The organism is Octadecabacter sp. SW4 (assembly GCF_008065155.1).
Taxonomy (GTDB): domain Bacteria; phylum Pseudomonadota; class Alphaproteobacteria; order Rhodobacterales; family Rhodobacteraceae; genus SW4.
On sequence record NZ_CP042819.1, the window covers coordinates 2,817,734 to 2,829,830 of the forward strand.

The window sequence follows — 12,097 nt, forward strand, 5'->3', positions numbered from 1 at the left end:
TGCCTTTCATGCCCTCCGCTTCCCTATTGGCACGGTGAGCGAAAGGAAAAACGATGGCGATTCTCGAACTGCGCGCACCCACTGTCATGGCGCATCCGACCAGCACCGCTGGCTCATACGTTGAATTGCACCGCATCTTTTGTGTCGGGCGCAACTATGGGGACCACGCAAGCGAAATGGGCAACGACCCGTCCGATCCGCCCTTCTTTTTCATGAAACCCGCCAGTGCTGTCGTGCGGTCGGGCCGCACAATCCCCTATCCGCCCGCGACCCGGGACTTGCATCACGAGGCCGAGTTGTGCGTCTTGATCGGGCGCGAAGGGGCCGATATCCCGCCTGATGCGGCGCTTTCATACGTGTGGGGCTATGCAACCGGAAACGACCTGACCCGCCGTGATCTACAAGCTGCGGCCAAGGCGGCCCGCCGCCCGTGGGATATGGGCAAAGGGTTCGACAATTCGGCGATCCTTGGCGATATTCACCCCGTCGCCGAGGTCGGCCATTTGGAAAACGCCCGCATCACCTGCACCGTCAATGGTGCGCTGCGACAGGATGCCAGCACTGCCGATATGATCTGGCCCGTGGCCGATGTCATCGCCTGTCTGTCCGGCCTTGTGACCCTGCAAGCGGGTGATGTGATCATGACGGGAACGCCCGCAGGCGTGGGGCCGATACCCAAGGGGCAGACCTGTGTGGTTGACATTGCGGGGCTGTCCCCCGCCAGCGTGACAATCGCCCCCTAGGCGACTTCGCCTTCAAAGGCGGCCTTCATCAGGGCGCGGGTATAGTCGGTTTGCGGCGCATCAAAGATCGCGGCGGCATCGCCTGCCTCGACCACGTCGCCCTGCTTCATGACCATGACCTTGTGGGACAAGGCGCGCACAACCTTGAGGTCGTGACTGATAAACAGATAGGCCAGCCCGTGCCGCGCCTGAAGATCGCGCAGCAGGTCCACAATCTGCACCTGCACGGTCATGTCCAGCGCGCTGGTGGGTTCGTCCAGAACCAGCAGCCGCGGACGCAGGATCATCGCGCGGGCAATGGCGATCCGCTGGCGTTGTCCCCCGGAAAACTCGTGCGGGTAACGGTCCATCAAGGCGGGGTCCAACCCCACTTCGCGCATGATGTCCGCGACCATTTCGCGTTTGTCACGGCCCGGATCGACCCCGTGCACGCCCAGCCCCTCGGCGATGATCTGTTCGATTGTCATGCGCGGGCTCAGGCTGCCATAAGGATCCTGGAACACAATCTGCATGCCCGACCGCAGCGGGCGCATCTGGCCATCACGATAACCCTGGATGTCTTTGCCCAAAAACACGATCCGCCCCTCGGAGCGGATCAATCGCATCATCGCCAACGCAAGCGTGGTCTTGCCTGACCCGCTTTCGCCCACGATTCCGACGGTTTCACCCGCACGCACGGTAAGGGTCGCGTCATTCACGGCCTTCACATAGCCCGCGGTGCGCTTCAGCAGGCCCTTATGGATCGGGAACCATATCTTGAGGTTTTCGGTCTGCGCGACCACCTCGGCCCCTGCGGGCACTGGCAGGGGCAGACCGGTGGATTCCGCGGCCAGCAGCATCCGCGTGTAGGGGTGGCGCGGATTGGCAAACACCTCCTCGGTGATGCCTTGCTCGACGATTTCGCCGTCTTTCATCACACAGACACGATCCGCGATCTTGCGCACGATGGTCAGGTCGTGCGTGATGAACAGCAGGCTCATCCTTTCGCGATCCTTGAGGTCAGCCAAGAGATCAAGGATTTGCGCCTGAATGGTCACATCGAGCGCCGTTGTGGGTTCGTCAGCGATCAGCAATTCGGGCCCGTTGGCCAAAGCCATCGCGATCATGACCCGTTGGCGCTGCCCGCCCGAAAGCTGGTGCGGATAGGCCCCAAGACGCGTTTCCGGATCGCGGATACCGACCTTTGTCAGCAAATCAATGATCCGCTGGCGCACGGCACCGCCACGCAACCCCTGATGCAATTCGATGCTTTCCGCCAACTGCTTTTCCAGTGTGTGCAGCGGGTTCAGGCTGGTCATCGGTTCCTGAAAGATAAAGCTGATGTCATTGCCGCGCACGCGGCGCAAATCGGCCTCGGGCGCGCCAATCATCTGCGTGCCGTTGTAAATGATCGATCCGTTGACGGTGGCACTATCGCCCAGCAATTGCACTGTGGACAAGGCCGTAACCGACTTGCCCGACCCGCTTTCACCCACCAGCGCGACGGTTTCACCCTTGCCGACCTTGAACGACACGCCGCGCACAGCATGGGTCACCTCGCCGTCCTGGCGGAAATCAACGCTCAGGTTCTGCACGTCCAACACAGTCTTCATGAGAAGGTCTTTCGCGGATCAAAGGCATCGCGCACGCCCTCGAAGATGAACACCAGCAACGACAACATGACCGCGAATGTGGTGAAGGCCGTAAAGGCCAGCCACGGCGCTTGCAGGTTCTGTTTGGCTTGCAGGGTCATTTCGCCCAGGGATGGCGCGGATGACGGCAATCCGAAGCCCAGAAAATCAAGGCTGGCAAGCGTGGCAATCGTGCCGGTGATGATGAAGGGCAGCATCGTCACCGTCGCCACCATCGCGTTGGGCAGCATATGACGGAACATGATCTTGCGGTCCGATACGCCCAGCGCCTTGGCGGCGCGCACATACTCGAAATTGCGCGCGCGCAGGAATTCTGCCCGCACCACACCCACCAGCGCGGGCCAGCCGAACAGCACTGTCAACACCACAAGGAGCCAGAAACTGCGCCCCAGGATCGCGAACAGAATGATAATGACATAAAGAGACGGCGTGCCGCCCCAGATTTCAATCACGCGCTGGAAAATCAGATCGGTCCAGCCGCCGAAATACCCTTGAATGGCCCCTGCCGCGATTCCGATCAGGGATGCGAACGTCGTGACGATGATCGTGAACACGATCGACAGGCGGAAGCCGTAGATCACCCGCGCGACCACATCGCGCTTGGTGTCATCCGTGCCAAGCCAGTTGTTTTGATCGGGCGGTGACGGGGCCACGCCGGGCACATCGACAATGGTGTCATAGGAATAAGGCACTGGCGGCCACAGGATCCAGCCCTTGGCAAACCCGTCATTCACCAGATTGCCGGTATCGGCGGCGTCGATCACGCCCTCGGGGTCGTCAAAGCAATCGTCAAGCCCGCCGCTGATGATCAGGCACTGCACCTCGACATCGCCGTAATTCGCCGCCGTCGGAAAATCGCCGCCATAGTCGCGTTCCGAATAGAAGGTAAACACCGGCATGCGGATTTCGCCGCGATAGCTGACCATGATCGGTTTGTCGTTGGCCAGAAATTCGGCCATCAGGCTCAGACCGAACAGGAACAGGAATATCCAAAGCGACCAGACCGCGCGACGGTTACGCCTGAAATTGCGCCAGCGGCGTTGGTTCAGTGGTGACAGCGCCATCAGCCCCGCCTCTCGAAGTCAATGCGCGGGTCAACGAACACATAGGTCAGGTCAGTCAGGATACCGACGATCAGTCCGATCAGCGAAAAGGTGAACAGCGTGCCAAAGATCACCGGATAATCGCGGGCAATCGCGGCCTCAAAGCCCAATCGGCCCAGCCCATCAAGCGAAAAGATTGTTTCGATGATCAGTGACCCACCAAAGAACACCCCGATGAACAGCGCCGGAAAGCCGGAAATCACGATCAGCATCGCGTTGCGAAACACATGGCCATATAGCACGCGGCGTTCCGTCAGCCCCTTGGCCTTGGCCGTCATCACGTATTGCTTTTTGATCTCGTCCAGAAAGCTGTTTTTCGTCAGCAAGGTCAGGGTCGCGAATGCGCTGATCGTGCTGGCGGCAACCGGCAGGGCGATGTGCCACAGGTAATCCTTGACCTTGCCGAACCAGCTAAGTTGGTCAAAATTATCGCTGGTCAAACCACGCAGCGGGAATGTCTGCTTGCAGGTCGGGTTCAGATCGTAAAACCAGCGGGCATTATCGCGAATGACCTCGGATATTCCGAACGGGAACCGGAAACAGTTACCCCCCGCGAACAAGACCAACAGAATGATTGCAAAAAGAAATCCCGGGATCGCGTAGCCAACGATGATCGCCCCGCTTGTCCATGTGTCAAAGCGCGACCCATCACGCACCGCCTTTTTGATCCCCAGCGGGATCGAGATGATATATGCGATCAGCGTTGACCAAAGGCCCAGCGTGATCGACACGGGCATCTTTTCCACAACAAGGTCGAACACGCTGATGGATCGGAAATAGCTTTCTCCGAAATCAAAGCGCATATAGTCCCACATCATGTTGAAAAAGCGTTCGAGCGGGGGTTTGTCGAACCCGAACTGGCGTTCCAGATCGGCAATGAACTCGGGCGACAAGCCGCGTGCACCCGCGTATTCGCTATTGGCTTCGGTGCCAAAATCGACGTCACCGCCGCCGCCCGCGATCCCTTCAAAAACGTCGCCGCCGCCTTCCATACGCGCAATGATTTGCTCGATCGGGCCGCCCGGCACGAATTGCACCAGTGTGAAGTTGATGATCATGATTCCCAGCAATGTGGGAATGATCAGCAACAGCCGTCGAAGGATGTAAGCGCCCATATACCTGCCCGTTGTCCGGCCTTGTTATCGCAGCGCGCCCACGGCGCGCAGTTCATCGGCCTTTTCGGCGTTATACCACCAGAAATCCAGTTCGCCTATGGCATAGGGTGGCAATTCTTCGGGGCGTTCAAACATGTCGTAATAGGCCAGCCAGCGGTTGCCCAGATACCACGCGGGCGTGATAAACCTTTCGGCCCGCATGATCCGGTCAATCGCCCGCACCCCCGCGGCCATTTCATCATAGGATTCCGCCCCTTCAACAAAGTCGATCAATGCATCCACGGCCGGATGCGAAAAGCCCGCTGGGTTGAACACATCATCCACATCTTCGGAGCCATATTTCTGTCCAAGGCCGCTGCCTTCCTCGAGGCCCGAGGTATAGCCGTCATAGATCATCTCGTAATCAAAGGTCTGGCTGCGCAGTTGGTATTGCGCGGGGTCCACGCGGTTATAGACAGCATCCACGCCAAGACGTTTCAGATTATCGATGTAGGGCATGATGATCCGGTCAAACGATGGGCTGACACTCAGGAACTCAAGCGTGAATGCCTCTCCGGCCGCATTACGCAGCATCCCATCATCGCCGGCAACCCAGCCGGCGTCCTCCATCAGGGCAAGGGCCGCACGCAGATTGCCGCGATCAAGCTGGCGTTCGCCAGAGGTGTGCGGCGTGACGGCCGGATCGGTCAGCAAGGATGGATCAATCAAGTCGGCCACGGTTTGCAGCAGTTCAAGCTCGCGGCCCTCGGGCACGCCGGTCGCGGCCAGCGCGCTGCCTTGCCAGAAACTCTCGCGTTGCTGGAACAGGCCATATTGCAGCGTGTCATTGGTCCAGGTGAAGTTATACATCAGGCCCAGTGCCTCGCGGACGCGGACATCATCGAATTTGGGATTACGCAGGTTCAGCAAGAACCCCGTCGCATTCGGCACGGTGCCGACCGGCACAACATCCTGCACGACCCATTCATTGGTCAGCGCGGGAAAATCATAACCCGTTGCCCAGGTCAGGCTGCTGTTTTCCTGCCGAAAGGTGTATTCACCCGATTTGAACGCCTCGAACGCAGTCGTGGTATCGGCAAAGTATTCCACCCGGATCGTGTCGAAATTGTAGTGACCAACACTCAGCGGATGGTCCGCGCCCCAATAATCGGGATTGCGGCGATAGACGATCCGGCGGCCCGCATCATAGCTGTCCAGCATATAGGGGCCAGTGCCGGGCGAGATTTCAAAGCGGCTTTCATCCAGCTTGGCACCGGTTTCCTCGTACCAGGCCTCGCTCCACACCGGCGTGCTGCCCACCAGCGAAATCAGTCCCTTGCGCGGGATACCTTCGGCGAACACAAACTTGACTGTGTAGTCATCCAGCGCCTCGACCGAGGCAATCACCTGTTTCACATATGATCCGTAAGACGGCGTGCCCTCGTCGCGCAACAGTTCGTGGCTGAAGACCATGTCCTGAGCCGTCATCGGCGTCCCGTCCGAAAAAATCACATCACGGCGCATGTTGAAGATGACCCAATCCTGGCTTTCAGGATATTCGATGGTTTCGCACAGCAGGCAATAGGCCGATCCAACCTCGTCTGCCGTTGGGGTCATGACCCTTTCATAAGGGATGCTTGACAGGCGGCCCGGCGTTCCGCGCTGGGTCGCAAAGGGGTTCATGCTGTCAAAGGTGCCCTGCGCCCAAATCGCAATTTCACCGCCCTTGGGCGCGTCTGGGTTCACATAGTCCAGCTGCGTGAAATCCGCGGGATAGGCCAGCTCGCCAAAGTTGGAGAATCCGTGGCTGGTAATGATGGTCTCGTGACTGTCAGCCAGCGCCTGATGCGCCCAAAGCACCCCGCCAATCATGATTGCCGTGCCTGTAAACCAAAGACGCGTGCGGTCCTTGGCAGGAAATGCAACACGGGTGCGAGGCAGGCGTTGGGCGGGACGATGCATCAAATTCTCCTTTGGGCCTAAGCAGTGAAACAACGCTAAAGGTGCAGGCCGCCAACATTCAAGTTGAGATTGCGTGATCAGCGAGTGATCAAAGCCTTTCACAACGAAAAAGGCCGCCCCCGGAAGGAGCGGCCCGAACCTACGGCAGTGGCAGCCGATTTAGTCATCAAGGCTATCAAGATAGGCAATCAGGTTCGCGCGGTCTTCGATCTTGCGCATCCCGTTATAGCTCATCGCGGTGCCGGGGGCGTAACCCTTGGGGTTTTCCAGAAAGAGGTTCAGGTTTTCCGGTGTCCACACATCGGCGACCGCTGTCAGCGCGCCGGAATAGCCATAGCCCTCGGCGGCGCCCACGTCACGGCCGACAACACCGATAAGATAGGGACCGGTGCCATTTTCGCCAGCCTCAAGCGCGTGACAGGCGCGGCAGGTGCGCCACAGCCCTTCGCCTGCGCTGACATCAGCCGTCGCGTAGACCTCTGCAAAGGCCGGGCCTTCATCAACAACCACTTCAGTGCCCTCCTCGCCTTCGACTGCGATCTCATAGGCTTGGGTCTTGTTGTGTTCACTGCCGCTGCTGGTTTTGTAAATCGTTTCTGAAGCCCAGCCGGCCAACAGGAATACCAAAAGAGTGCCGCACAAAGCACCTACAATTTTCGTCGTCGTCATTGTGTCGAACATGTCGCGTTCCGTTTCGATCAAAGGTTGGCAGACGTGTATCCGCTTCCATGCCCATCTTGCAAGGTGTAGCACCGCGACGAAATGCCCATTTTTCGAGTCCAAGGGGGGAAGGACACCAAAATGACCGCAAAAATCGCCTTTCAGGGGGAACTGGGTGCCTATGGCCATCAGGCCTGCGCCGAAGCCCGACCCAATTATGACCCCCTGCCCTGCGCCACTTTTGATGACGCCATCGAGGCCGTGCGCAAAGGTGAAGCGGACCTCGGGATGATCGCTGTCGAAAACTCGACCTACGGACGCGTGGCCGATGTGCATTCGCTTTTGCCCGAAAGCGGGTTGCATATCGTCGACGAAGCCTTCGTGCGGGTGCATATCAACCTGCTGGGCCTGCCCGATGCGCGGGTTGATGATATCAAGACGGCCCTTGGGCATGTGGTGATTCTACCACAGTGCGCGGGCTATTTGCGCGAACACGGCATCCGCGGTCAGGTCAGTTCCGATAATGCCCGTGCAGCGCGTGACGTGGCATCAGGCGATGACCGCACGGTTGCGGCGCTGGCCTCGGAACTGGCCGCCGATATTTACGGGCTCAAGATTCTGGCGCGCAACATCGAAGATCACGATCGTAACACCACCCGTTTCCTGATCATGTCACGCGAACCCGATTACAAAAAGCGCGGCAAACATGTGATGATGACCAGCTTTGTGTTTCGTGTGCGCAACATTCCCGCCGCACTTTACAAGGCGATGGGCGGCTTTGCGACCAACGGCGTAAACATGACCAAACTCGAAAGCTACATGGTTGGCGGGCATTTCACGGCGACACAGTTCTACGCCGAAATCGAAGGCCATCCCGATGACCGCAACGTGCAACTGGCGCTGGACGAATTGGATTACTTTACCGACCACCTGCATGTGATGGGAGTTTATCCGTCTGCCACGCGCCGCCACGAAATCACGCGCGACAAATAGGCGCTGCGCGGTCTAGGCGTAGCGTTCTTCGACGTCTTCGGCGAAATCGGCAACCCGCAAGGCAAAGCGCTTGTTCATGTTCCCCTTGGCAAGGGCCAGTGATTTCACAAGCAATTTGGCCGCAAGCGTCTTAGGGGTCAGTTCTACTGAAACGCTCAGCCGGGTGCGGCTGCGTGACAGGGCCACGAGGTCGATCTGGGTCACGCCGTCAATGCTTTTGGATGCAATCTCGGCGGTGAACCCGTTAGGGGCTTCAAGCCCGGCCAGGGTCGCACGCAAGCGACGCTCCTTGCCGCGATATTTGAACGACACATCCCACGCCGAACCAACCTGCGCTGTCGCATGGGTATCGACCCGTTTGATGTCAGCACCACGGCGCAGCGCCGATCTTTCAAAACTGTGAAAGTCGGACACCTCTTTGAATACATGTTCAATCGGCGCTTCGATGTCTTCCTTGGTCGTGAATTTCATGCCTGATCTGCCTGTTTTTGTAGGGCGTGGCCCGTTTCATGCATTTGTCGCCTTATTCAAGATCATCCGCAAGCCAGTTACGCAACAAGAAGTGCGCGATCGCCCCTTCCCGCGCGGGTTTGATCAGAGGATGACGACCAGCGAAAATCTGCAACATCTCCTCGCGGGTGACCCATAGTGCATCCTCGATTTCTGCAGGATCAATCGTGATGTCGCGCCCCAGGGCCTCACCACGGCAGCCCAGCATCAGTGACGCGGGGAACGGCCAGGGTTGGCTGGCAAGATATGACACCACACCAACAGGCACGCCCGATTCTTCAAACACCTCGCGGCGCACCGCTGCCTCGATGGTCTCACCGGGTTCGACAAACCCCGCCAGCAAGGAATACATCCCCTCCGGCCACCCCGGTGAGCGCCCCAAAAGCACCGAATTCCCGTGGGTGATCAGCATGATGACAACGGGGTCCGTGCGTGGATAATGATGCGCACCGCAACGGGGGCAATCGCGCTGCCAACCGGCCGCGGCCATGACACTTTCGGCACCGCAACTGGCGCAAAACCGATGGCTCAGGTGCCACTGAAAGACGGCGCGCGCGATCGCGGCGAGCTCAGCCTCGCGCGCGGTCAGCCCGGTCATCACGGCGCGCAATTCGGCAAAGCGGTGATCAGCGGGCAATGCGGGGTGGCATTGTTCGCTGGGGTCCAGAAACTGGTTCAGGGTGCTGTCATCCAGATCGTCCGGCACCCAGCCCGACAAATCAGCGGCAAATAGCGCCGCTCCGTCATCAAGCCCCAGGAACACCTGATCGACTCCGGCATCGGCCATCACGGCGTGATCAAGCGGCAGCAAAGCCAGCGCCCCGTCTTCATACACCAACGGCTTGCCGCGCCAGATCAGCATCGCCCGGGCAGAAGATTGCGCGCGCATGCGATCCAGCGCCGCCGGGTCACTGCGCAGGGGCCCCGCACGATCAAGCGCTGCGCCGCCAAATGTTACCGTTTCTGCGTGTCTCATGCGCCACAACTGCCACGCAGGCGGAAAAGGCGCAATCGAACGCAGCAGCGAACTTGCATTCGGGCCCATTCACCCTAAGGTTGAATTTCCGAAATCCTGCCCTTCATCGGCGAGGCACCTTTTGACCACCACGACCCTGCGCATCCTCGAAACCACCGACCTGCATGTGCATCTTCTTCCATACGACTACTACACTGACCGGCCAGACGTCGGCGTGGGCCTGTCGCGCACGGCCAGCCTGATCCGTCAGATGCGCGCGCAGGTTCCCAATTGCCTGCTGTTTGACAATGGTGACTTTTTACAGGGCACACCTCTGTCCGATCTTGTGGCGCAACAAAATAGCGCTGGTTGCACAGATATTCACCCGGCAATCGCGGCGATGAACACATTGCACTATGACGCCGCGACGCTGGGCAATCACGAGTTCAACTTTGGTCTGGAATTCCTGCGCGATGCCTTGGCGCAGGCGCATTTTCCAGTGACCTGTTCCAATGTCGTTCGCGCCCTCGGGGCCACGCCCGCGCAGGATGAAACGCTCTTGCCGCAATATCTGATACTGGACCGGATGCTGACGGACGATTCCGGTCAGGCGCACCCCATCAGGATCGGGGTGATTGGCGCGGCACCACCCCAAATTCTGCAATGGGACGGCCAGCACCTCGCGGGCCGTGTCAGCACGCGCGATATCGTTGCAACGGCCCGCGCCGTGGTGCCGCAGATCAAGGCTGACGGGGCAGATATCATCATCGCGCTTTGCCACTCAGGCATCGGTGCACAGGGCGAAACCAACATGATGGAAAATGCCGCCGTGCCGCTGGCCGCGATTGCCGGAATCGACGTGGTTCTGGCAGGGCACACGCATCTGGTGTTCCCCAGCAATCAATTTGCTAAAACCGATGCGATTGATCCCGAAAAGGGGCACCTCCACGGTAAACCAGCGGTGATGGCAGGATTCAACGGGTCGCACTTGGGGGTTGTCGACCTGACGCTCAGCTTTGACAAAGGCCGCTGGCAAATTATACATGATACCGTGCGTGCGGTTCCGATTGCGCGCCGCGATCCGCGATCAGATACCGTTCACGGGTTGGTTGCCTGTGACGCACAGGTGCGCGACGCCGCTCTTGCCGCCCACGCAGCAACGGTAGACCGTGTGCGCCAGCCCATCGGAGCCACCCCGGTACCGCTGCAAAGCTACTTTGCGATGGTCGCCAACGACATCACGATCAGGATCGTCGCACAGGCCCAACGCAAGGCCGCAGCCGCGATCCTTGCAAACGGTCCACGCGCGGGACAACCGGTGTTGTCAGCAGTTGCGCCCTTTAAAGTGGGCGCGCGCGGCGGGCCGAATTACTTTGTCGACATCCCCGCTGGTCCGCTGGAACAGCGCAATGTCGCGGATCTTTACCTTTATCCAAACACGCTGTCCTTGCTGGAAATTACCGGCGCGCAGCTGCACCTTTGGCTGGAACGCGCGGCAGGTGCTTTTGCGCGAATCACACGAGGCGTGACGGATCAACCGCTGCTTGACCCCAGCTTTCCCAGCTACAACTTTGATGTGATTGACGGGTTGACCTATGAAATCGACCCGACCGCCCCATCGCGCTTTGACGCGCAGGGCGTCGAAATCAACCCGGCCGCGCGGCGCATCCGCGACCTGCGGCTGGATGGCCTGCCCGTTTCCAATGATCAGACATATCTTGTGATCACCAATAGCTACCGCGCGGGCGGCGGCGGCGGCTTTCAGGGGGCACTGGGCGGCACCGTGATCGCGCAGGGCATGTCCAGTATCCGCGATGCCCTGCTTGATCATTTGCGTGACGGCACTGACGCACCCCGCGATCCTGCCGCGACATGGCGCTTTCGCCCGCTTCCCGACACAGCCGCGCAGTTTGAAAGCAGCCCGCACGCAAGGCGGTTCGTGAACACCATCAAAGACCGCGCCATCACATATCTTGGCCCCGCTACAAACGGCTTTGCCCAATATGCATTGCGCTTTGACGCCGCTTAGGGGCAAAAAGCGGGCGTAGTACCAAAGCAAAGGCGCGTGACATGAAAAAGCTGTTGTTCCTGACGGTCGTTCTGGCCGCAATTGCCGCATACATGACGAACCCAAGCGCCGACGGTATCGAGGCGCAGATCGACACGATGCTGCAAGGCGCGATCAGCGATGGCCAGCTTGACGATGTGAATGATCCGGCGGCGGTCGTTCTGTTGGCCCTGTGCAAATCGGATGTGCCTGCCTGCGCACAGATGTTGCGCCAGGGGATGGATGTGAGGCTAAGCGATCAAAAGCTGTTCACCACAGTGCGCGCCAGCGGCTTTGGCAAGGCCGTGACCTGTTACGGGGCCTATGCACGGCTTTTCTGCCCGGGCGGGTTGCGCGACGACGCCTAGCATCCCTTGCGCCACCGTCCCCGCCCCCCTA

Annotated in this window: 11 protein-coding genes; 4 read left to right on the forward strand and 7 right to left on the reverse strand. The window is 59.4% G+C overall.

Going from position 1 to position 12,097, the window contains the following annotated elements; translation table 11 throughout:
* Nucleotides 1-53 precede the first annotated feature (53 nt).
* Nucleotides 54-743 carry a fumarylacetoacetate hydrolase family protein gene (locus FTO60_RS13930; RefSeq protein ID WP_148056527.1) on the forward strand — a complete coding sequence of 230 codons (690 nt, stop codon included), beginning with the start codon at nt 54-56 and terminating at the stop codon, nt 741-743.
* On the opposite strand, the gene FTO60_RS13935 is transcribed toward FTO60_RS13930, so the two are convergent.
* The 5 genes from FTO60_RS13935 to FTO60_RS13955 all read right to left on the reverse strand — a co-directional run bounded on the left by FTO60_RS13935 (nt 740) and on the right by FTO60_RS13955 (nt 7,214).
* The gene (locus tag FTO60_RS13935) at nt 740-2,335 is read right to left on the reverse strand and encodes an ABC transporter ATP-binding protein (RefSeq protein WP_148056528.1); all 1,596 of its coding nucleotides are present in this window, start codon (nt 2,333-2,335) and stop codon (nt 740-742) included. The genes FTO60_RS13930 and FTO60_RS13935 overlap by 4 nt on opposite strands.
* The gene (locus FTO60_RS13940; RefSeq protein ID WP_148056529.1) at nt 2,332-3,438 is read right to left on the reverse strand and encodes an ABC transporter permease; all 1,107 of its coding nucleotides are present in this window, start codon (nt 3,436-3,438) and stop codon (nt 2,332-2,334) included. The genes FTO60_RS13935 and FTO60_RS13940 overlap by 4 nt, the downstream gene beginning before the upstream one ends.
* On the reverse strand, nt 3,438-4,592 hold the full coding sequence (locus tag FTO60_RS13945) for a microcin C ABC transporter permease YejB (RefSeq protein ID WP_148056530.1): 1,155 nt from the start codon (nt 4,590-4,592) through the stop codon (nt 3,438-3,440). Before FTO60_RS13945 ends, FTO60_RS13940 begins: the two co-directional genes overlap by 1 nt.
* Nucleotides 4,593-4,616: 24 nt before the next feature.
* Nucleotides 4,617-6,533, reverse strand: a complete 1,917-nt coding sequence (locus FTO60_RS13950) for an extracellular solute-binding protein (protein WP_148056531.1) — start codon at nt 6,531-6,533, stop codon at nt 4,617-4,619.
* Between the two features lie 159 nt (nt 6,534-6,692).
* Nucleotides 6,693-7,214 (reverse strand): cytochrome c family protein, encoded by a 522-nt coding sequence (locus FTO60_RS13955; protein ID WP_148056532.1) that lies wholly within the window; start codon nt 7,212-7,214, stop codon nt 6,693-6,695.
* A 120-nt stretch (nt 7,215-7,334) separates the two neighbouring features.
* On the opposite strand from FTO60_RS13955, the gene FTO60_RS13960 reads away from it, so the two are divergent.
* Nucleotides 7,335-8,186 (forward strand): prephenate dehydratase, encoded by an 852-nt coding sequence (locus FTO60_RS13960; protein WP_148056533.1) that lies wholly within the window; start codon nt 7,335-7,337, stop codon nt 8,184-8,186.
* A gap of 12 nt (nt 8,187-8,198) precedes the next feature.
* Here FTO60_RS13960 and FTO60_RS13965 read toward each other — a convergent pair whose 3' ends face one another.
* Nucleotides 8,199-8,657 carry an SRPBCC family protein gene (locus FTO60_RS13965; RefSeq protein ID WP_148056534.1) on the reverse strand — a complete coding sequence of 153 codons (459 nt, stop codon included), beginning with the start codon at nt 8,655-8,657 and terminating at the stop codon, nt 8,199-8,201.
* A 52-nt stretch (nt 8,658-8,709) separates the two neighbouring features.
* A complete protein-coding gene (gene nudC, locus FTO60_RS13970; RefSeq protein WP_148056535.1) occupies nt 8,710-9,672 on the reverse strand; it encodes an NAD(+) diphosphatase in 963 nt (320 codons plus the stop codon).
* Nucleotides 9,673-9,793: 121 nt separating this feature from the next.
* Here nudC and FTO60_RS13975 point away from each other — a divergent pair, with 121 nt between their 5' ends.
* Both FTO60_RS13975 and FTO60_RS13980 read left to right on the forward strand, forming a co-directional pair.
* On the forward strand, nt 9,794-11,680 hold the full coding sequence (locus tag FTO60_RS13975) for a bifunctional 2',3'-cyclic-nucleotide 2'-phosphodiesterase/3'-nucleotidase (RefSeq protein WP_172623901.1): 1,887 nt from the start codon (nt 9,794-9,796) through the stop codon (nt 11,678-11,680).
* Between the two features lie 41 nt (nt 11,681-11,721).
* A complete protein-coding gene (locus tag FTO60_RS13980; protein ID WP_148056537.1) occupies nt 11,722-12,066 on the forward strand; it encodes a hypothetical protein in 345 nt (114 codons plus the stop codon).
* Nucleotides 12,067-12,097: the final 31 nt, after the last annotated feature.

Excerpts from the sequence above, each read along its gene's own strand:
- FTO60_RS13930 (WP_148056527.1), top strand. The coding sequence starts at position 54 with ATGGCGATTCTCGAACTGCGCGCACCCACTGTCATGGCGCATCCGACC.
- FTO60_RS13935 (WP_148056528.1), bottom strand. The coding sequence starts at position 2,335 with ATGAAGACTGTGTTGGACGTGCAGAACCTGAGCGTTGATTTCCGCCAG.
- FTO60_RS13940 (WP_148056529.1), bottom strand. The coding sequence starts at position 3,438 with ATGGCGCTGTCACCACTGAACCAACGCCGCTGGCGCAATTTCAGGCGT.
- FTO60_RS13945 (WP_148056530.1), bottom strand. The coding sequence starts at position 4,592 with ATGGGCGCTTACATCCTTCGACGGCTGTTGCTGATCATTCCCACATTG.
- FTO60_RS13950 (WP_148056531.1), bottom strand. The coding sequence starts at position 6,533 with ATGCATCGTCCCGCCCAACGCCTGCCTCGCACCCGTGTTGCATTTCCT.
- FTO60_RS13955 (WP_148056532.1), bottom strand. The coding sequence starts at position 7,214 with ATGTTCGACACAATGACGACGACGAAAATTGTAGGTGCTTTGTGCGGC.
- FTO60_RS13960 (WP_148056533.1), top strand. The coding sequence starts at position 7,335 with ATGACCGCAAAAATCGCCTTTCAGGGGGAACTGGGTGCCTATGGCCAT.
- FTO60_RS13965 (WP_148056534.1), bottom strand. The coding sequence starts at position 8,657 with ATGAAATTCACGACCAAGGAAGACATCGAAGCGCCGATTGAACATGTA.
- nudC (WP_148056535.1), bottom strand. The coding sequence starts at position 9,672 with ATGAGACACGCAGAAACGGTAACATTTGGCGGCGCAGCGCTTGATCGT.
- FTO60_RS13980 (WP_148056537.1), top strand. The coding sequence starts at position 11,722 with ATGAAAAAGCTGTTGTTCCTGACGGTCGTTCTGGCCGCAATTGCCGCA.